General features: G+C 58.7%; 17 protein-coding genes. 14 read left to right on the forward strand and 3 right to left on the reverse strand.

The window, feature by feature from the left end; translation table 11 throughout:
• Positions 1-3: 3 nt before the first annotated feature.
• From P3S72_RS09655 to P3S72_RS09680, 6 genes are all read left to right on the forward strand, one after another.
• Positions 4-1,020, forward strand: coding sequence for a ketoacyl-ACP synthase III (locus P3S72_RS09655; RefSeq protein WP_276197146.1), 1,017 nt, complete (start codon positions 4-6; stop codon positions 1,018-1,020).
• Positions 1,021-1,067: 47 nt separating this feature from the next.
• A complete protein-coding gene (locus tag P3S72_RS09660; protein WP_276197147.1) occupies positions 1,068-2,246 on the forward strand; it encodes a DegT/DnrJ/EryC1/StrS aminotransferase family protein in 1,179 nt (392 codons plus the stop codon).
• An 82-nt stretch (positions 2,247-2,328) separates the two neighbouring features.
• Complete coding sequence (locus tag P3S72_RS09665) at positions 2,329-4,326, forward strand: nucleoside-diphosphate sugar epimerase/dehydratase (protein ID WP_276197916.1); 1,998 nt, start codon at positions 2,329-2,331, stop codon at positions 4,324-4,326.
• Between the two features lie 113 nt (positions 4,327-4,439).
• Positions 4,440-4,772: a ComEA family DNA-binding protein gene (locus tag P3S72_RS09670; RefSeq protein WP_276197148.1), complete on the forward strand. Its 333-nt coding sequence runs from the start codon at positions 4,440-4,442 to the stop codon at positions 4,770-4,772.
• Between the two features lie 179 nt (positions 4,773-4,951).
• Positions 4,952-5,596, forward strand: coding sequence for a GntR family transcriptional regulator (locus P3S72_RS09675; RefSeq protein WP_276197149.1), 645 nt, complete (start codon positions 4,952-4,954; stop codon positions 5,594-5,596).
• Between the two features lie 15 nt (positions 5,597-5,611).
• Complete coding sequence (locus P3S72_RS09680; RefSeq protein ID WP_276197150.1) at positions 5,612-6,460, forward strand: DUF1989 domain-containing protein; 849 nt, start codon at positions 5,612-5,614, stop codon at positions 6,458-6,460.
• A 73-nt stretch (positions 6,461-6,533) separates the two neighbouring features.
• Here P3S72_RS09680 and P3S72_RS09685 read toward each other — a convergent pair whose 3' ends face one another.
• Complete coding sequence (locus tag P3S72_RS09685; protein ID WP_177033373.1) at positions 6,534-6,701, reverse strand: DUF2897 family protein; 168 nt, start codon at positions 6,699-6,701, stop codon at positions 6,534-6,536.
• Positions 6,702-6,811: 110 nt separating this feature from the next.
• Positions 6,812-8,176 (reverse strand): ethanolamine permease, encoded by a 1,365-nt coding sequence (eat, locus tag P3S72_RS09690; protein ID WP_276197151.1) that lies wholly within the window; start codon positions 8,174-8,176, stop codon positions 6,812-6,814.
• A gap of 224 nt (positions 8,177-8,400) precedes the next feature.
• Between eat and P3S72_RS09695 the strand changes: the two genes are divergently transcribed.
• The 7 genes from P3S72_RS09695 to P3S72_RS09725 all read left to right on the forward strand — a co-directional run bounded on the left by P3S72_RS09695 (position 8,401) and on the right by P3S72_RS09725 (position 17,975).
• Positions 8,401-9,660 carry an IS256 family transposase gene (locus P3S72_RS09695; RefSeq protein WP_276194114.1) on the forward strand — a complete coding sequence of 420 codons (1,260 nt, stop codon included), beginning with the start codon at positions 8,401-8,403 and terminating at the stop codon, positions 9,658-9,660.
• Between the two features lie 310 nt (positions 9,661-9,970).
• The gene (gene kdpF, locus P3S72_RS09700; RefSeq protein WP_003218754.1) at positions 9,971-10,060 is read left to right on the forward strand and encodes a K(+)-transporting ATPase subunit F; all 90 of its coding nucleotides are present in this window, start codon (positions 9,971-9,973) and stop codon (positions 10,058-10,060) included.
• Between the two features lie 9 nt (positions 10,061-10,069).
• A complete protein-coding gene (kdpA, locus tag P3S72_RS09705; RefSeq protein ID WP_276197152.1) occupies positions 10,070-11,764 on the forward strand; it encodes a potassium-transporting ATPase subunit KdpA in 1,695 nt (564 codons plus the stop codon).
• 5 nt (positions 11,765-11,769) lie between these two features.
• Entirely contained in the window at positions 11,770-13,833 is a 2,064-nt protein-coding gene (gene kdpB, locus P3S72_RS09710; RefSeq protein WP_276197153.1) for a potassium-transporting ATPase subunit KdpB, read from the forward strand.
• 67 nt (positions 13,834-13,900) lie between these two features.
• Positions 13,901-14,446 (forward strand): potassium-transporting ATPase subunit KdpC, encoded by a 546-nt coding sequence (kdpC, locus tag P3S72_RS09715; RefSeq protein ID WP_276197154.1) that lies wholly within the window; start codon positions 13,901-13,903, stop codon positions 14,444-14,446.
• 150 nt (positions 14,447-14,596) lie between these two features.
• Positions 14,597-17,248 carry a sensor histidine kinase KdpD gene (locus P3S72_RS09720; protein WP_276197155.1) on the forward strand — a complete coding sequence of 884 codons (2,652 nt, stop codon included), beginning with the start codon at positions 14,597-14,599 and terminating at the stop codon, positions 17,246-17,248.
• A 37-nt stretch (positions 17,249-17,285) separates the two neighbouring features.
• Positions 17,286-17,975 (forward strand): response regulator, encoded by a 690-nt coding sequence (locus P3S72_RS09725; protein WP_276197156.1) that lies wholly within the window; start codon positions 17,286-17,288, stop codon positions 17,973-17,975.
• A 68-nt stretch (positions 17,976-18,043) separates the two neighbouring features.
• Here the strand turns inward: P3S72_RS09725 and P3S72_RS09730 are convergent, their stop codons facing one another.
• Positions 18,044-19,081: a patatin-like phospholipase family protein gene (locus P3S72_RS09730; RefSeq protein WP_177033360.1), complete on the reverse strand. Its 1,038-nt coding sequence runs from the start codon at positions 19,079-19,081 to the stop codon at positions 18,044-18,046.
• A gap of 217 nt (positions 19,082-19,298) precedes the next feature.
• Between P3S72_RS09730 and P3S72_RS09735 the strand changes: the two genes are divergently transcribed.
• On the forward strand, positions 19,299-19,577 hold the full coding sequence (locus P3S72_RS09735) for a hypothetical protein (protein WP_177033358.1): 279 nt from the start codon (positions 19,299-19,301) through the stop codon (positions 19,575-19,577).
• Positions 19,578-19,650 lie beyond the last annotated feature (73 nt).

The following is a 19,650-nucleotide window of genomic DNA, read 5'->3' on the forward strand; positions in this document are numbered from 1 at the left end:
AAAATGAAAAAGTCCGCTAGAATCACTGCAATTGAATATGTGTTGCCCATTAAAACATTGTCGAATGAAGATCTGGCCCGGGATTTTCCTGAATGGGACGTGGATAAAATTTTCGGCAAGACTGGTATCAACAACCGTCAGATCGCCGGGGTGGATGAGTGCGCTTCCGACTTGGCGTTTCAGGCGTGCGAAAAGCTATTCAGCACTATAGATCTTGAGCGCTCATCAATAGATTTTATTATTCTTTGTACACAAAGTCCTGACTATTTTTTGCCTTCTACGGCCTGCATACTTCAGGATCGATTGGGTCTTTCTACGCACTGTGGTGCGTTTGATTACAATCAAGGATGTTCTGGTTTCATCTATGGACTTGGACTTGCTAAGGGCTTAATCGAAACTGGCCAGGCCAAAAATATTATTTTGGTTACCGCAGAGACCTACAGTAAATATATTAATCCTGCAGATAAAAGTGTTCGTACTTTGTTTGGTGATGCAGCTGCTGCAACTTTAGTTCAGTGTGCCGCAGACGGGCCCTATATTGACCGTTTCCGCTATGGAACCGACGGTTCTGGCGCAAAGAACTTAATAGTTCCTATCGGTGGCTCACGTAATCCTTCTGCGATGAATGAATCACCTGAGCTCTATTCGGATGCTAGTGGTAACTCACGCACTGACGCGAATCTTTATATGAACGGGTCCGCAATATTCGAGTTTTCGATGACCCGAATTCCTCAACTATTCAGTTCCATTTTTGACGAGACTTTTACTGTTGACGACGTTGATTTGTTTGCCTTCCATCAAGCAAACAAGTTTATGCTGGATTCGCTGCGTCGACGTATAAAGCTGCCGATCGAAAAATTCATTTCTGAGTTCGAACACTGCGGTAATACAGTCTCTTCAAGTATTCCAATCGCCCTCAAGGAATCAATGAATAAGGGCGTATTATCTGAAGGGCAGACGGTTGTCGGTATAGGCTTTGGTGTCGGTTATTCTTGGGCGGGTTGCGTAATCAAGTGGTAAGTTTTCAGATTTATATCTGATTTTAGATTTTTTATAGAGGTTTACCTGTGCTGAACACTCAATTTTCTCCTTGGCCATCTTTTACTGAAGAAGAGGCAGGTGCTGTCCGAGATGTTCTTTTGTCCAATCGGGTTAACTACTGGACTGGCCAGGAGGCGCGTTCCTTTGAGAAGGAGTTCGCGGAGTGGTCAGGGACTAAATACGCTGTTGCATTGGCTAATGGTACGGTGGCGTTGGATCTATCCCTGAAATCTCTCGGAATAGGTGTCGGAGACGAGGTAATTGTTACGTCGCGTACTTTTCTCGCTTCCGTTTCAAGCATCGTAAACGCGGGGGCGATCCCCGTTTTTGCGGATGTAGACCTGGCCTCTCAGAATTTTACTGCGCAATCTATCAAGGTCGTTATTACACCTCGTACTAAGGCATTAATCTGCGTGCACTTGGCTGGTTGGCCTTGTGATATGGACCCTATTATGCAGCTGGCTAATGAGTTCGGTCTTAAGGTTATTGAGGATTGCGCTCAAGCCCACGGAGCCTATTACAATGGGCGCCCGGTTGGTTCAATAGGTCACGTTGGGGCTTGGTCGTTTTGTCAGGACAAGATAATGACCACTGGCGGCGAAGGTGGCATGGTTACTACCAATGATCGGCAGCTCTGGGCCGATATGTGGGCTTACAAAGATCATGGTAAGAGTTGGGATGCGGTTTATGAGCGTGAGCACGCTCCTGGTTTCCGTTGGTTGCATGAGAGCTTCGGCACCAATTGGCGAATGCTTGAGGTTCAGGCAGTGATAGGCCGAATTCAGCTGCGTCGTATGCAGGATTGGCGGACGTCTCGGATTAAAAATGCGGAGCGTATTTGGACCGCTGCGCAACAGTTGCCAGCACTAAGGGTCCCGGTTATTCCAGAAGGTATCGACCACGCTGCGTATAAGTGCTATGTATTTGTGCGTCCGCAACGTTTGAAGGAAGGCTGGTCTCGTGATCGTATTCTTCAGGAAATCAATTCGCGCGGAGTTCCGGCTTTTTCTGGATCTTGCTCAGAGGTATACCTTGAAAAAGCGTTTGATGATACCGGTTGGAGGCCCACACAGCGCTTGGTTAATGCAAGGGAACTGGGTGACACGAGTATAATGTTTTTAGTTCACCCGACATTGACGGAGCAAGAAATTAATTTGACTTGTGAAGTCTTGGCGGAGATTTTTAGCAAAGCCACTGTATTATAGCTGCCTAATTTGCAATCATAGTGTGTTGAACCAAGTTAAGCGCGTCGGGTCGTTTTCTGGAGTGGCGAAGGTGGTAAAAAGGATCATGGATAAAATACGAGCGCACCTACTCGGCCTTTCACGGCGAGAAAAGCGCGTGCTTCAGGTAGCCACTGACGTGTTGTTGGTTTGGCTCGCGCTGTGGTTCGCTTTCGTCGTCCGGTTGGGCATTGATGAAATGATCAATCCAGTCAAAATGCATTTTTGGCTTTTCATCGTTGCCCCGATTGTCGCCATCCCCTTGTTCATTCGTTTCGGTATGTACCGCGCTGTCATGCGTTATTTTGGGAATGATGCGCTCATTGTAATTATTAAAGCTGTAAGTCTTTCTTCTTTGATTTTAGCTGTAGTGGTGTACTGGTACAGTAATCACCAAAATGTGGTCCCACGCTCCATTATTTTCAACTATTGGTGGTTGAGCATGATCATGATTGGCGGGCTGCGCTTGGCCATGCGTCAGTATTTTCTAGGAGACTGGTTCGCGGCAACCCAACATGTTCCTTTCACCAGCAGGGATGACGGTTTACGTAAGGTCGCTATCTATGGAGCAGGTGCTGCGGGCAATCAGTTGGTTGCTGCATTGCGTATGGGGCGAGTTATGCGGCCGGTCGCTTTTATTGATGATGACATCGACATCTCCGGCCGAGTGATTTCCGGGCTGCAGGTATACAAACCCAAACATATTCAACAGATGATCGCCTTGACAGGGGCTCAGGAAATTCTTTTAGCAATTCCTTCGTCCAACCGAGGCCGACGCCGGGAAATTCTTGGGCTTCTTGAGGGGTTCCCTCTGCATGTTCGAAGCGTGCCAGGCTTCATGGATCTCGCCAGCGGGAGAGTAAAGGTTGACGATATTCAGGAAGTTGATATTGCTGACTTGCTTGGCCGTGATACGGTCCCTGCGCAAGAGAAGCTGCTGGAACATTGCATTAAAGGAAAAAGCGTTCTCGTAACTGGTGCAGGGGGCTCTATTGGTTCTGAGTTGTGTCGGCAGATCATTGAATTGCGACCGACTACACTTTTGCTTTTTGAGCACAGTGAATTTAACCTTTACACTATCCTGTCTGAGCTGGAGCAGCGGATTTCCCGGGATTCTCTGCCTATTCGGCTGTTGCCCATACTTGGCTCTGTTCGCAATCAAACTCAATTGCTGGATTTTATGAAAAGCTGGCATGTGGACACTGTCTACCACGCGGCAGCGTACAAACATGTCCCAATGGTTGAGCACAATATTGCTGAGGGTGTATTGAACAACGTGCTCGGGACGCTGAATACTGCTCAGGCCGCTCTTCAGGCGGGTGTGGCCAACTTCGTTTTGATTTCAACCGACAAGGCAGTTCGTCCCACTAATGTCATGGGGAGTACAAAACGTCTGGCCGAGTTGACGCTGCAGGCCCTCAGTCGCGAGTTGGCTCCTGTTTTGTTCGGCGATGCAGCTAATATTTCGCTTGTCAACAAAACGCGTTTTACAATGGTTCGCTTTGGTAATGTGCTCGGTTCCTCCGGCTCGGTGATTCCACTATTCCATAAGCAAATCAAATCCGGTGGGCCATTGACGGTCACTCATCCAAAGATCACACGCTACTTTATGACAATTCCGGAAGCGGCCCAATTGGTTATTCAGGCGGGTTCTATGGGGCTCGGTGGTGATGTGTTTGTTCTGGACATGGGCGAGCCCGTGAGGATTGTCGAACTGGCTGAGAAGATGATTCACCTGTCCGGTTTGAGCGTTCGCTCAGACAAAAACCCTCATGGAGACATTGCCATCGAGTTCACCGGCCTCCGTCCTGGCGAAAAACTTTACGAAGAGTTACTCATCGGCGACAACGTCGTTGCCACCCAGCACCCGATGATCATGAGTGCGAATGAAGATCATCTGTCTTGGGACGTACTCAAGGCCAGACTGGACGACTTGTTGGCTGCCGTGGAGGAGGACGACTACACCCGCGTCCGCCAACTCTTGCGCGAAACTGTAAGTGGTTACTCCCCCGAAGGCGAAATCGTCGACTGGATCTATCAGCAACGTCGCTTGGAACCATGAGTTAACACTCTGTAACCCACCCACTTTTGACACCCTCCATCCATCGCCTAACGTAGAAAAGCAGCTCCGGAAAAGCTGCCTTTCTACCTCATCGATGTCATGGAGCCTCACCAATGCAAAACACCCACCTAACCTCGCTAATCTTCGCCTTCCTCGCCACCTTTTCTGTTGCCACCACCGCAGCCCCATCGATCAAACCCGAACCCCCAACCCCCATCACCACCCAAATGACCAAAACCGAACAATCCACCAAGGTCAACCTCAACGCCGCCGACGCCGAGACCCTGCGTCGTGACCTCTTCGGCATCGGTGCCGCGAAGGCCAACGCAATCATCGCCTATCGCGAAAGCAACGGTCCGTTCATGGCGGTGGATGAGTTGTTGGAAGTAAAGGGTATCGGCAAGGCGTTGCTGGAGAAAAATCGGGGCAGGTTAGAGATCAAATAAGTATAGAGAGGCCGGTCAGTGACCGGCCTTTTTTTCATCCGGGTTCTGCGCTTTCAAACCGTCACGCACGATTTCCACGATGCATGTTAACCAAACTGAATCTTTTCACACCGCGCAGCTCTTGGCATGAAAAGTGATTACTCACACAGGGAGGATTGTTCAACAATCGTGAGGTAATTATGACGCTTAGCTTGTCCTTAGCCGACCAGATCGCCCTGGAACTGCGTGCCGACATCATCGGTGGGCGACTGTTGCCGGGAATGGCGCTGGTCGAGGCGGAGTTGGTCAAGGCCTATAACGCGTCGCGCAATACGATTCGTGAGGCGTTGCACCGTTTGGGGCAGGAAGGGTTGACGCGGTATGTGCGTAACAAGGGCGTGATGGTGCGTCGGTTGGAACGCGAAGAGGTGCGGGATTTATTTGTCGTTCGTCGCACCCTTGAATTGCAGGCCATTGCCCAGAGCGGTGCGCTGACCCATGACCAATCCGAGCGTATGCAAAACGCCATCGAGGCCACCGCGCTGGCTCGGGAGCGGGAGGATTGGCGCTCCGTGGCCACCCACAGCCTGTTGTTTCACCAGCAGATTGTCGGGCTGATGCGCAGCCCGTTGTTCGATGAGTTTTTCGCCCAGGTGATCGCGCAATTGCGTCTGGTGTTTTGCGCCGCGCCCGATGAGCAGCGCTTTCAGTCGCCCTGGCTGGAGCGTGATCGTGAAATATACGAGTTACTGATCCACGGAAATAAACCGGCGGCAGGCGAGGCGATGAGCCTGTACCTGGATGATTCCGAACGCCTTTCGTTAGCCCTGTTTACGCACCCTTGATCGAGGATCCGCAGCATGTACAAAGACTATCCGGCCGCTTACCAGGTCAGCAAAGGTTCGGCGTTGCAGGTCGACACAGCGTTTTATGAGCGTATTCGTGAGCGCAAGGATCAACGCACTTTGATCGAACAGTTCGAGGTGCCGATTCGCACGGGCAGGGCGTGGAAGGTACCGGCCGGGCATGTGTTCCGCGTGACCACGCCGGTCGGCCCCCAGGTCGGTGACTTCAACGTGTGGAACGCCAACGACCCGCGCGAACGCCTGTGGGCCGCGCGCACGCGCCAGTTGCAGGGCGCGCATGTCAGCACCCATGACCGGCTGTGGTCCAACCTGCCGTTCCTGCGGCCGCTGGTGACCATTACCGACGACAGCCTGGCCAGCTACGGCATTGATGAACACGGCGGGCGCCTGCACGATTTACTCGGTACGCGCTGCGATCCGTATGTGAACCGCATGCTCACCGGCGAAGATTTCCATCATCACTGCCACTCGAACCTGACCCGCGCGGTATTGCCTCACGGTCTGACGGAGTTTGATGTGCATGACGTGCTGAATATTTTCCAATGCACGGGCCTGAATCACGACGACATGTATTTCATGAAGGCGTGCCCGGCGCAGAAGGGCGATTACCTGGAATTTTTTGCCGAGATTGATTTGCTATGTGCGCTGTCGACCTGCCCGGGTGGGGATTTATCGCTGCCGATGTGGGGGCCGGAGGCGCAGGACCCACTGACGGTGTGCCGTCCGCTAGGGGTTGAGATCTATAAATTGGAGGAGGGGTTGCTGCAAGGCTGGCGCCAGCCTGAGCGTGCTGCCTATAAGGGACAGCACGGGTTGCAGATTGCCAAGGCGGATTGGGAGTAACCGGGGGAGAGGGCTGCTTCGCAGCCCGACGGGAGCAAGCTCCCTCGCCACAGGATAGGTCTCACCCATTGGATCAGCGGTCTTGCCCATCCTTGGCATCCGCCTGGGCGTTGCGCTCGGCCACGCGTTTGCGCTGTTCGTCGGTGAGTTCCACTTTGTTGGCGCTGTCACGCAACATCATCAGCCCGCCGACGATCGACCCGATCGCAACCACCATAATCAACCATGCATACCACGGCATAACGCTCTCCTTGAGGCAGATTGCCGTGGGAGGTTTTTCCCACGGTAATAACTGCTTTGAGTTACAGGCTTTCTGAGTAGTTCAGTGTAGGCCTGTTCCGCCTCAAAACCTTAGAGCCCGGTCAACATTGCATCCGCTGGTGCATCGGCACGGTCTTGCGCGGTCAGCTGGAAGTAGATGAAACCGACCACCATGAAACCGAGGAAGATCATCCCGATCAGCGCATTGAACCAGGCCATGGCTACCAGGCACACCACCGCCAGCACCAGCGCGATGCCCGGCACGATCGGGTAGCCCGGTGCGCGAAAGGTGCGTTCCAGTAGCGGTTCGGTCTTACGCAGTTTGAACAGGCTGAGCATGCTCATGATGTACATCACGATGGCGCCGAATACGGCCATGGTGATCATTGCTGCAGTCAGGGTCATGCCGCCCAGATTGATCAGGCCGTCGCTGTAGATGGCGGCAATGCCGACCACTCCACCGGCGATGATTGCCCGGTGTGGTGTGTGAAAACGCGACAGTTTGGCCAGGAACGACGGCAGATAGCCGGCCCGAGCCAGGGCGAAGAATTGGCGCGAGTAGCCCAGGATGATGCCGTGGAAGCTCGCCACCAGCCCGAACAGGCCGATCCACACCAGCATGTGCAACCAGCCGGAGCTTTCACCGACCACGGTTTTCATGGCCTGCGGCAGCGGGTCGTTGATGTTCGACAGGGTGCGCCAGTCGCCCACGCCACCCGCGAAGAACATCACGCCCATGGCCAGGACCACCAGGGTCAGGATGCCGCTGATGTAGGCTTTTGGAATGGTGCGCTTGGGATCTTTCGCTTCCTCTGCGGCCATGGCTGCGCCTTCGATGGCGAGGAAGAACCAGATCGCAAAGGGAATCGCCGCAAACATCCCGGCAATCGCCGGCGCGCCAAAGGTGTCGGAACCGGCCCAGCCATTCAGGGCGAAGTTGCTGAAGCTGAACGCTGGGGCAACTACGCCCATGAATACCAGCAACTCGGCGACGGCGAGTACGCACACCACCAGCTCGAAGGTAGCGGCGAGTTTTACGCCGAGGATGTTCAGGCCCATGAACACGATGTAGGCGCCGACGGCTGCGTGTTTCGGGTCCAGTGCGGGAAACTGCACATTCAGATAAGCGCCGATGGCCAAGGCGATGGCGGGCGGGGCGAACACGAATTCGATCAGCGTCGCCAGGCCCGCGATCAGGCCGCCTTTCTCACCGAACGCGCGGCGGCTGTAGGCAAAAGGCCCGCCGGCGTGGGGAATGGCGGTGGTCAGCTCGGTGAAACTGAAGATAAAGCAGGTGTACATCGCGGCGACCATCAACGAGGTCACCAGGAAGCCCAGCGTTCCCGCCACGCCCCACCCGTAACTCCAGCCGAAGTATTCCCCGGAAATCACCAGCCCGACCGCGATGCCCCACAAATGCAGGGTGCCCAAGGTGGGTTTGAGTTGTGTGTTCATCGTGCTGCGCTCCCTGAACGGTTTGGAATGATTCAAGGTGTTGCAGCGGCCATGCCACTCCAGAAAACCGTGTCGTAAAGATGCGCAACTGTCGTGTGGGGGATGGTTTGGCGTTTGAAATTTCCCAGCGTTGCACCAGATAGGTGCGGCGGTGACTGTGCCGGCGCTATCGGGACTGTCATAAATTTTGTGTTCGGGCATAACATTGCAGAAGAGGTGCATATATGCCGACCAAAAAGAAACCGGCCCGTGAGGCCCCGCGTGATCTTCCAACCATTCCCAAAGAGCTGATCGACCAGTTCGTCAGCGGTCCGATGAGTGCCGAAGCCATTCAGGATGCGTCGATGGCGTTCAAAAAGGCGCTGATCGAGCGAGCCCTTGGTGCCGAACTGGGTCACCACCTTGGCTATCCTCAGGGCGCGGAGCGCCCTGAGGAGTCGAGTAACCAGCGCAATGGCAAGAGCGGCAAAACGGTGCTCACCGATGACGGCCCGCTTCGCCTGGACATCCCCAGAGATCGCGATGGAAGTTTTGCGCCGATCCTGATCCCAAAACACGAACGCCGATTTACGGGCTTTGATGACAAGATCATTGCGATGTATGCCCGAGGCATGACGGTCCGTGAGATCCGTGCATTTCTATCCGAACAGTACGGAACAGAGGTCTCTCACGATTTCATCAGCTCAGTGACCGATGCGGTTTTAGACGAAGTCACTGCCTGGCAACAACGACCGCTTGAGCCGATGTACCCGGTGATTTTCTTCGATGCGTTGCGAGTCAAAATTCGCGACGAAGGTTTGGTTCGCAACAAGGCAATCTACCTGGCGCTGGGTGTCTTGCCGGATGGAACCCGAGACATCTTGGGCATTTGGATTGAAACAACCGAAGGTGCGAAGTTTTGGATGAAGGTCTTCAACGACCTCAAAACCCGAGGTGTCGAGGACGTCTTGATCGCAGTAACTGATGGCCTCAAAGGTATGCCTGAAGCGCTGAGCGCGGTATTTCCCGAGACGACGTTGCAGACCTGCATTGTGCATTTGATCCGTAACAGTCTTGATTACGCGCCTTGGGATAAGCGCCGCGAGCTGGCGAAAGCGTTGAAGCCGATCTATCAGGCACTCAACGCTGACGCCGCTGAACAAGCGCTGTTAGCCTTCGAAACCGGCCCTTGGGGCAAGCAATATCCAACGGTCGCAAAGGCCTGGAAGCGTGCGTGGGATCGAGTTATCCCCTTCTTCGTGTTTCCTCCGGCCATACGTAAAGTGATCTACACAACGAACGCCATCGAGAGTATCAACGCTCAGTTGCGCAAGATCATCAAGACCAGAGGCCATTTCCCAACGGACGATGCCGCGACGAAGCTAATCTGGTTGGGCTTACGCAATATCACCGCAAACTGGGGCAAGCCGGCACACGACTGGAAGAGTGCGATGAATCAATTTGCGATCTTGTATGGAGATCGATTTATCAGGCCGACCTGGTAAAACTACGGCCTGCCTAACGGCAGGCCGTTAACGGCCCGCACACAAAAAATCTGACACTCTCGCGCTATCGGGAGCAAGCCCCCTCCCACAGGTTGATCGGCGCTCGGCATGACAACTCGGTCAAGTGTGGGAGGGAGCTTGCTCCCGATAGCGCCCGTCCAGCTGCCACAAATCCCCCTGTAAACCCCGCATAAACCCACTCTTTACGCCATCTTTACGCCTCGCCCACCCCCTCGCTCTCGTTCCTTTACACCACTCCTGCCGACAATTGCCCCACACGCGGCACTCGCCGCTAAACGGAGAGACTTCCATGAGCGTTCTGGACGGGGTGTCACTGCTATTGGCCGTGGCGCTGTTCATTTATCTGCTGGTTGCGCTGTTACGCGCGGATCGGAACTAGGAGCAGGCTATGCACAGTTATGACTATTGGCTGATCATCGCCTTCTTCGCTTTGGTGCTGGTGCCGGCCCCCTTCCTGGGGCGGTTCTACTACAAGGTCATGGAAGGCCAGCGCACTTGGCTCACGCCGCTGCTCGGTCCCGTGGAGCGCGCGTGCTATCGCCTCTCGGGCGTGGACGAGCAGCAGGAACAGAGCTGGCAGAAATACATGCTGGCTTTGCTCGCGTTCAACCTCGCCGGATTTGTGTTGCTGTTCGCGATCCTGTTGTTCCAGGGCTACTTCCCACTGAACCCGCAGAAGTTGCCGGGCCTGGAGTGGACCCTGGCCTTCAACACAGCAGTCAGTTTCATCACCAACACCAACTGGCAGTCCTACAGCGGTGAAGCGTCCCTGAGCTACCTCAGCCAGATGGCCGGCCTCACCGTGCAGAACTTCGTCAGTGCCGCCACCGGCCTTGCCGTCCTGGTCGCGCTGTGCCGTGGGATCGGTCGCAAATCCACCAAGACCTTGGGCAACTTTTGGGTCGACATGACCCGCGCCACGCTTTATGGCCTGTTGCCGTTGTGCCTGGTGATGGCGTTGTTCCTGGTGTGGCAGGGCGTGCCGCAAACCTTCGCGCATTACGTTGAGGCCGTGACCCTGCAGGGCGTTGACCAGGTGATCCCTTTGGGCCCGGCGGCCAGCCAGATTGCGATCAAGCAACTGGGCACCAACGGCGGTGGCTTCTTTGGCGTGAACTCGGCGCACCCGTTTGAAAACCCGACGGCCTGGGCCAACCTGTTCGAGTTGTCGGCGATCATCCTGATCCCGGTGGCGCTGGTGTTTACCTTCGGCCATTACGTGAAGGACCTGCGTCAAAGCCGGGCGATCCTCGGTTGCATGCTGGCCCTGTTCCTGATCGGCGGCGCAACCTCGCTGTGGGCCGAATACCAGCCCAACCCGAGCCTGAACAACCCGGTGGTTGAGCAAACCGCACCGCTGGAAGGTAAAGAAGCGCGCTTCGGCACCACCGGCACCGTGTTGTGGTCGGTGACCACCACTGCGGCATCCAACGGTTCGGTCAACGGCATGCACGACAGCCTCAACCCCCTCAGCGGGATGGTGGCACTGGTCAACATGATGGTCGGCGAAGTGATCTTCGGCGGCGTCGGTGCCGGTATGTACGGCATGTTGCTCAACGTGTTGATCGCGGTGTTCCTCGCCGGCCTGATGATCGGCCGCACTCCGGAATACCTGGGCAAGAAGCTGCAGGCCAAGGAAGTGCAATTGCTGGTGGTGACCTTGCTGGTGATGCCGGTGGGTGTGCTGGTGCTCGGTGCCATTGCTGCCAGCCTGCCTGGCCCGGCCGGTGCGATCAGCAACCCTGGTCCCCACGGCTTCAGCCAGTTGCTCTATGCCTACACCTCGGCCAGTGCCAACAACGGTTCGGCGTTCGGCGGCTTCAGTGGCAACACCCCGTTCCACAACTTGATGATGAGCCTGGGCATGTTGATTGGGCGCTTTGGCTACATCCTCCCGGTACTGGCCCTGGCTGGCAGCCTGGCGATGAAGAAGACCGCTCCGATTGGCCAGAACAGCTTCCCCACCCATGGCCCGCTGTTCGTGACCCTGTTGACCGTGACCATTTTGCTGGTGGGCGGCCTGACCTTCCTGCCGACACTGGCACTGGGCCCTATTGCTGAACACCTGAGCATGGGCTTCTGAGGGATATGAAAATGAATATGCCTGCAAAAAACGCGACGCCGGTCAAAACCCACGAGCCCGCCAAAACCGCGATCTCCGCGCTGTGGCGCGCGGCGTTGGTCCAGGCGTTCGTCAAGCTCGACCCTCGCCAACTGCAACGCTCGCCGGTGATGCTGGTGGTCGAGCTGACCGCGATCCTCACCACCGTGCTGTGCTTCGTACCCGACACCGCCGTGCCGACCTTCGTTGCCGCGCAAATCGCCGTGTGGCTGTGGTTCACCGTGCTGTTTGCCAACTTCGCCGAAGCCCTGGCCGAAGGGCGTGGCAAGGCCCGCGCCGACAGCCTCAAGGCCGGCAGCGAAGGCCTCAGCGCACGTCGCAAGGAGGCCGATGGCAGCTTCAAGGTCGTGCCGGCCACCGGCCTGCGCAAAGGCGATGTAGTACGCGTTGCCGCCGGGGAAATGATCCCCGGCGACGGCGAGGTCATCGAAGGTATCGCGGCGGTCAACGAAGCGGCGATCACCGGCGAATCCGCGCCAGTGATCCGCGAATCCGGCGGCGATCGCTCGGCCGTCACCGGCAACACGCGCCTGGTTTCGGACTGGCTGCTGATCCGCATCACCGCCAACCCCGGCGAGTCCACGCTGGACCGCATGATCGCGCTGGTCGAAGGCGCCAAACGCCAGAAAACCCCCAACGAAGTGGCGCTGGATATCCTGCTGATCGGCCTGACGCTGATCTTCCTGCTGGTGGTCGTGACCCTGCAGCCGTTCGCCCACTTCGCCAATGGCAGCTTGCCTTTGGTGTTCCTGGTCGCACTGCTGGTGACGCTGATTCCTACGACCATCGGTGGCTTGCTGTCGGCCATCGGTATTGCCGGCATGGACCGCCTAGTGCGCCTCAACGTGATCGCCAAGTCCGGTCGCGCCGTGGAAGCGGCGGGGGACGTGCATGTGTTGCTGCTGGACAAGACCGGCACCATCACCTTTGGTAACCGCCGCTGCTCGGCAGTGGTTGCGGCGCCGGGTGTGAGCGGTCGGGAATTGGCCGAGGGCGCGCTGCTGGCGTCCCTGGCGGACGACACCGCCGAAGGCAAATCCATCGTCGAATACCTGCGTGCCTTGCACCCGCAGGCCGAACCTTCACTGGAGGAATTGACCGCCGTACCGTTCACCGCCGAAACCCGCTTGTCTGGCGTCGACTATCAGGGCCGCGTATTTCGCAAAGGCGCCGTGGACTCGCTGCTGGCGTTTATCGGTCAACCCCGCAGCGACCTGCAACCGGCCCTGTCGCGGGAAATCGACAAGATCGCTCAGAGCGGCGGCACGCCGTTGCTGGTGTGCGCCGATGGCAAGTTGCTCGGTGCGATCCATCTGAAGGACGTGGTCAAGCCCGGCATCCGCGAACGGTTTGCCGAGCTGCGCAAGCTGGGGATTCGTACCGTGATGGTCACCGGCGACAACCCGCTGACGGCGGCCGCGATTGCGGCTGAAGCCGGCGTGGATGACGTGTTGGCCGAAGCCACCCCGGAGAAAAAACTCGCGCGGATTCGTCACGAACAGAACGACGGTCGACTGGTGGCGATGTGCGGCGACGGCGCCAACGACGCTCCGGCGCTGGCCCAGGCGGACGTCGGCATGGCGATGAACGACGGCACCCAGGCGGCCCGCGAAGCCGCCAACATGGTCGACCTCGACAGCGACCCGACCAAGCTGCTGGACGTGGTGCAGATCGGCAAGGAATTGCTGGTGACGCGCGGCGCGCTGACCACCTTTTCCATCGCCAACGATGTGGCCAAGTACTTCGCGATCCTGCCGGCGCTGTTCGCCTCGATCTACCCGCAACTGGGTGTGCTCAACGTGATGCACTTGCAGAGCCCGCAGAGCGCGATCCTCTCGGCCATCGTGTTCAACGCACTGATCATCGTCGTGCTGATTCCCCTGGCGCTGCGCGGTGTGCGAGTGCAGGCGGCGAGTGCGGCGGCGTTGCTGCGGCGCAACCTGTTGATCTACGGCCTGGGCGGCCTGCTGGTGCCGTTCGTGGGCATCAAGGCGATCGACATGTTGCTGACCGCGCTGCACCTGGTTTGACCCGATTCCTGTGGGCACCGGCAAAGCGGTGGCCACAGGTTGCAATGACCGAATTGAGGAAATTGAAATGTCCAACATCATCCGCCCGGCCCTGAGCCTGCTGGTCCTCATGACCCTGATCACCGGCGTCGCCTACCCGCTGGTGGTGACCGGCGTCGCCCAGGTCGCCTTCCCGGACCAAGCCAACGGCAGCCTGGTGCGCGACGCCAGCGGCAAGGTGCGCGGCTCCAGCCTGATCGCCCAGGACTTTACCGGTGACAGCTGGTTCCACCCGCGTCCTTCGGCGGGCGCGTTCGCGACCGTTTCCAGCAGCGCGAGCAACCTGGGGCCAAGCAACCCGGCGCTGGCCACGCGCGTGTTCGATGACGCGAATAAACAGTTCGTGCCCGCTCAAGGCCCGGTGCCGTTAGCTTTGCTGACGACCTCCGGCAGCGGTCTTGATCCACACTTGCCACCGTCGGCGATTGCCTATCAACTGGCGCGGGTAGCCGCCGCACGGAATGTGCCGGTGTCCACCCTGCAGCGCTTGCTGGATGAGCACATCGAAAGCCCGCTGGTGGGCCCGCCGGTGGTGAATGTGCTGGCGCTGAATATGGCCCTGGAAAAACTCTGATCAGCCTGTGGGAACGGGCTTGCTCGCGATAGCATCACCTCGGTATTACTGTTAGACCGAGTCGCTTGCATCGCGAGCAAGCCCGCTCCCACATTTGATCTTCAGTGAATCTGCCTGCGACTTTATAAACCCCTGAAGGAACCCCCGCGCATGAGCGACTCCGGCCGTGCCGATGCCCTGTTAGCCGATCTGCCCCGGGACGGCCGTGGCCGGCTCAAAGTCTTCCTTGGCGCCGCCCCCGGCGTAGGCAAGACCTACGCCATGCTCCAGGCTGCCCATACCCAGTTGCGCCAGGGCGTCAGGTTGCTCGCCGGTGTGGTCGAAACCCACGGCCGCGCGGAGACCGAAGCGTTGCTCAGCGGCTTGCCGCAGCAACCGTTGCTGCGCAGTGAATACCGTGGCGTGATGCTCGAAGAAATGGACCTCGACGGCCTGCTCGGCGCCAAGCCGCAACTGGTGCTGGTGGACGAACTGGCCCACAGCAACGCGCCTGGCAGCCGCCATGAAAAGCGCTGGCAGGATATTCAGGAACTGCTCGCCGCCGGCATCAACGTGTTCACCACGGTCAACGTCCAGCACCTGGAAAGCCTCAACGATCAGGTGCGTGGCATCACCGGCGTGCTGGTGCGCGAAACCCTGCCGGATTGGGTGCTGCAGGAGGCCGATGAGCTGCTGCTGATCGACCTGCCGTCCCGCGAGCTGCTGGAGCGTTTGCGCGACGGCAAGGTGTACGTGCCGGAACAGGCCCGCGCCGCCATCGATGCGTTTTTCACCCAGACTAATCTGACGGCCCTGCGCGAGCTGGCGATGCAGACCGCCGCCGCCCACGTCGACGATGACTTGGCTCAGGGCTATCGCCAACTCGGCCAGGCCGCGCCGGCGGTGCGCGGTCGCTTGCTGGTCGGCGTCGACGGCGATGCGCAAGCCGAACGCCTGGTGCGCCATGCCAGCCGCGTGGCGCAGCGACGCCACCTGCCGTGGAGCCTGGTGCATATCGATAACGGTCGCGTGCGCGATGAACAAGCGCGCCTGCGCCTGCAAAACGCCCAGCAACTGGCCGAACGCCTCGGCGGTGAAGTGGTGCTGCTGCGCGCGGGGGAGGTGACCAAGACACTGATCCATCATGCCGCTGAGCGCCGCGCCAGCCTCGTGTTGGTCGGGCAGTCGCGGATGAACTGGCGACGTCGGCTGTTCGGTGGTGGCGTGGCCGAGCGCCTGTTGCGCAATGCACGCGGCCTGGAAATCAACATCCTCGACAGCGACGACGTGCCTGCACCGCCGCGCCTGCCGGATGTACGCGGGCTGGTGTGGTTCGACTATGCGCTGGCGGTGGTGGCGACCGTGATTGCGGCGGCGGTGGCCTGGGCGGTCGCCAGCGTGTTGCCGTTGCCGAATATCTCGCTGGTATTTCTCGCGGCGGTATTGCTGGTGGCGGTGCGCAGTAGTCTGGGGCCGTCCCTGGTGTGCGCGGCGCTGTCGTTTCTGACGTATGACTTCCTGTTTATTCCGCCAAAATTCTCCTTCGCCATCCAGCGTGAAGAAGACGTGCTGACCCTGTTGTTTTTTCTGCTGATGGCGGCACTCACCGGCAACCTCGCCGCACGCCAGCGTCGGCAGTTGCAGGCGTTGCGTGACACCCAGGAAGAAACCAGCGAGCTGCTCGACCTGTCGCGCAAGCTCACCGCGGCCACCGATCGCCAGGCGGTGATCAGCGCGGCGGCGCATCACCTGGAAGGTTGGAGCGACCTCGACCTGTGCCTAGTCAACCGCGATGGCCACGGCGGCTGGAAAGTCGAGACCGGCGGACCGCTGACCTTCACCGAAGCCGAACGCGCCGCCGCCGACTGGGCCTGGCAGCACGATCAGCCGGCAGGCAAGGGCACCGGCACGTTGCCGTTTGGGGGCTGGTGGTGGTGGCCGCTGTCGAGCGAAGAGGGCCCGCTGGGGTTGCTCGGTGTCAGTGCGAAACCGGGCCAGGAGCTGAGCGGCCAGCGCCGTCGCTTGCTGATCGCCTTGAGCCAGCCGCTGGCCCAGGCGTTGGCACGCGCGCAATTGGCGCAGGAACTGGAGTCCGCGCGGCTGCACGGCGAGACCGAGCAACTGCGCAGTGCCTTGCTCGCGTCGGTGTCCCACGATTTGCGCACGCCGTTGACGTCCATGCGCGGCAGTATCGACAGCCTGCTGGCGCTCGGCGAAGCCATCCCGCTGGAGGATCGCCGCGAGTTGCTCGAAGGCACCCGCGACGAAGCCGAGCGCCTCGATCGCTATATCCAGAACCTGTTGGACATGACCCGCCTGGGCCACGGCGCGTTGAAGCTGGCGCGGGACTGGGTCTCGCCCGGTGATATCGTCGGCAGCGCCCTCGGCCGCTTACGTGCGGTGCTGGCGCCGCTGCAAGTGAGCATCGATGTACCGCCTGAATTGCCGTTGCTGTATGTGCATGCCGCGTTGATCGAGCAGGCGCTGGTCAACGTGCTGGAAAACGCCGCCCGATTCTCGCCGGCCCAAGGCCATTTGCAAGTGAGCGCCGGGGTGCTGGATAACCAATTGTTCTTCGCCGTGGCCGATGAGGGGCCGGGAATTCCTGAAGACGAGCGCGCGAAGATTTTCGATATGTTCTACACCGCTGCCCGTGGTGACCGCGGCGGGCAGGGCACTGGCCTTGGCTTGGCGATCTGCCAGGGCATGGTCGGCGCCCATGGCGGGCATATCAGCGTCGCCGATGGGATTGGCGGGCGGGGCACCTGCATCACGCTGTTCCTGCCGTTGCCGACACAGCCTGGCCTGGAACGCGAGGCGTGAGCTACTCTCTTTTTTTTATGGATTTTGATTGGACACCATGAGCCAGACCGCGACGATTTTGGTCATTGACGACGAACCGCAGATCCGCAAATTCCTGCGCATCAGCCTGGCCTCCCAGGGCTACAAAGTGATCGAGGCCGGCAGCGGCAACGAAGGCCTGGCCCAGGCCGCCTTGAGCAAGCCGGATCTGCTGGTACTCGACCTCGGCCTGCCGGACATGGACGGCCAGCAGGTGCTGCGCGAGTTTCGTGAGTGGTCGACGGTGCCGGTGCTGGTGCTGTCGGTGCGCGCCAGCGAGGTGCAGAAGGTCGAAGCGCTGGATGGGGGGGCGAACGATTACGTCACCAAACCCTTTGGCATCCAGGAGTTTCTCGCCCGCGTGCGCGCCTTGCTGCGCCAGGCGCCAGCGGGGGAGGCCCAGGAAGCGGCGCTGTGTTTCGGCCCGCTGACAGTCGACCTGGCGTATCGCCGGGTGCTGCTGGACGGCATCGAAGTGGCGCTGACCCGCAAGGAGTACGCGGTGCTGGCGCAATTGGCGCGTCATCCGGGGCGGGTGATTACCCAGCAGCAATTGCTCAAGGATATCTGGGGGCCGACCCATACCGAGGACAGCCACTACCTGCGCATCGTGGTGGGCCACCTGCGCCAGAAGCTGGCGGATGATCCGACCCAGCCGCGTTTTATCGTGACCGAGGCGGGGGTGGGGTATCGGTTGTTGGGGGCTTAAGGCCTGATGGATTTTCGTTGGCTGTCAGGGCCTCATCGGGGGCAAGTCGAATCGTCGCACCGCCAATCTCAGTGCTGCTCACTTTCATACCGATCCAACGTATCACTGGCAATCTCGCGCCCCAGGGCGATCAATTCTGGCGCCTTGTAGAACTCGAAAAACCGGCACACCCGCTTCGGCACGTTGATCAGGACGTCCGGCGGGTAGCCGGCGATCTTGTACTGCGCCAGCGATGTCTGCATCACCTCGAAGCTCTGGTTGATCAGGTCCAGCAACGATGCCGGGCCGACGTTATCGATGATGAACGAACCGGTCGCTGACTTCGGCGCCCCGGCGGTTTCCGGTGCGGCGGCGGGTTGCTGGGCTTCGGGTTCGGCCGACTCCAGCCACGGGTTGATCTCGGCCGCGTGGGCCTGCAAGGCTTCCTGTTCGAGCTTCATCAACTGCTCGGCCTGTTTGCGGCGAAACGGCAAGTGCGAACCCAGCGACTTCGCCAAGCTGTTGAAGCGGCTCTTGAACGCCGGCGGACGCTGGATCACCGGCAAGTGATAGTGCTTCTGGTTGGTCGCGTTGAGGTTGACCGCAATGATCAAGTCGCAATGGCTCGACACCACCGGCACGATCGGCAGCGGGTTGAGCAGGCCGCCGTCCACCAGCATGCGGTTGCCTTGCATCACCGGGGTGAACAGGCTCGGAATCGCCGCCGAGGCGCGCATGGCTTGGTGCAGGCAGCCTTCCTGGAACCAGATTTCCTGCTGGTTGGTGAGGTCGGTGGCCACGGCGGTGTAGGGGATGCGCAGCTCTTCGATGTTGATCTCGCCGACGATCTTGCGGATCTGTCCGAAGACCTTCTCGCCGCGAATCGCACCCAGGCGAAAGCTCACATCGACCAGGCGTAATACGTCGAGGTAATCCAGGCTTTCGATCCAGTTCCGATACTCGTCGAGTTTACCGGCGGCGTAGATTCCGCCCACCACCGCGCCCATGGAACAGCCGGCGATACAGGCGATGTCGTAGCCGCGCCGTTCGATTTCCTCGATCACCCCGATATGGGCGTAGCCCCTAGCTCCACCGGAGCCCAGCACCAAGGCAACACGCTTCTTCATGGTCGATGTCCTTCGTTAAGCAGGCGCCCACAATGCACCCAATGAGGGGGCGGCTTCAATCTTCGCGCAACCGCGCAATATTTTTCCAGAATAACGGCCGCGCTCGGGTATGCTCTGGCAATAGGCGCTTCTGATTTCAGGTAGTGGACAAGGCACTTTTCTTTGTAGGCAACGTCTACAGAATCCGACTGTTTTTCTTTATTTTGAGGTGTCATCGATGAAAGCCTGGATGTGTGTGCCTGTGATCATGTTGGCTCTGGCCGGTTGTGCCGGGAAAAGCGCCTATCGCGACAGCTGCGGCAGCCAACTGGACGCCGCGTGGAAAGAACTGGACTTGGCCAAGGCCGAAGGCTTTGCCGGTACCGTGAGCTACTCCAAGGCCTTGTCCCTGCTGACCGGCGCCAAGACCCAGCAGCAATTCGAAGCCTTTGAAGGCTGTGCCAACAAAGCCGAAAAGGCGCGTTTCTATATTCGTGAGTCTCGCGCCGGCCGCTGATTCGTAGCCGTTGCCGAGTGCAATGAGGCTGCGTCACAGGTCTTGAGTGATGCAGGGATTATTCGTCGTCAGT

The organism is Pseudomonas sp. D3 (assembly GCF_029320995.1).
In the GTDB taxonomy this organism is placed as follows: Bacteria; Pseudomonadota; Gammaproteobacteria; order Pseudomonadales; family Pseudomonadaceae; genus Aquipseudomonas; species Aquipseudomonas paraveronii.

Bases quoted from the DNA above. Each gene is read 5' to 3' on its own strand.
- P3S72_RS09725 (WP_276197156.1), top strand. From the start codon at position 17,286: ATGAGCCAGACCGCGACGATTTTGGTCATTGACGACGAACCGCAGATC.
- P3S72_RS09735 (WP_177033358.1), top strand. From the start codon at position 19,299: ATGAAAGCCTGGATGTGTGTGCCTGTGATCATGTTGGCTCTGGCCGGT.
- P3S72_RS09720 (WP_276197155.1), top strand. From the start codon at position 14,597: ATGAGCGACTCCGGCCGTGCCGATGCCCTGTTAGCCGATCTGCCCCGG.
- P3S72_RS09675 (WP_276197149.1), top strand. From the start codon at position 4,952: ATGACGCTTAGCTTGTCCTTAGCCGACCAGATCGCCCTGGAACTGCGT.
- kdpA (WP_276197152.1), top strand. From the start codon at position 10,070: ATGCACAGTTATGACTATTGGCTGATCATCGCCTTCTTCGCTTTGGTG.
- P3S72_RS09670 (WP_276197148.1), top strand. From the start codon at position 4,440: ATGCAAAACACCCACCTAACCTCGCTAATCTTCGCCTTCCTCGCCACC.
- kdpB (WP_276197153.1), top strand. From the start codon at position 11,770: ATGAAAATGAATATGCCTGCAAAAAACGCGACGCCGGTCAAAACCCAC.
- P3S72_RS09655 (WP_276197146.1), top strand. From the start codon at position 4: ATGAAAAAGTCCGCTAGAATCACTGCAATTGAATATGTGTTGCCCATT.
- eat (WP_276197151.1), bottom strand. From the start codon at position 8,176: ATGAACACACAACTCAAACCCACCTTGGGCACCCTGCATTTGTGGGGC.
- P3S72_RS09730 (WP_177033360.1), bottom strand. From the start codon at position 19,081: ATGAAGAAGCGTGTTGCCTTGGTGCTGGGCTCCGGTGGAGCTAGGGGC.
- kdpF (WP_003218754.1), top strand. From the start codon at position 9,971: ATGAGCGTTCTGGACGGGGTGTCACTGCTATTGGCCGTGGCGCTGTTC.
- P3S72_RS09680 (WP_276197150.1), top strand. From the start codon at position 5,612: ATGTACAAAGACTATCCGGCCGCTTACCAGGTCAGCAAAGGTTCGGCG.
- P3S72_RS09695 (WP_276194114.1), top strand. From the start codon at position 8,401: ATGCCGACCAAAAAGAAACCGGCCCGTGAGGCCCCGCGTGATCTTCCA.
- P3S72_RS09685 (WP_177033373.1), bottom strand. From the start codon at position 6,701: ATGCCGTGGTATGCATGGTTGATTATGGTGGTTGCGATCGGGTCGATC.
- kdpC (WP_276197154.1), top strand. From the start codon at position 13,901: ATGTCCAACATCATCCGCCCGGCCCTGAGCCTGCTGGTCCTCATGACC.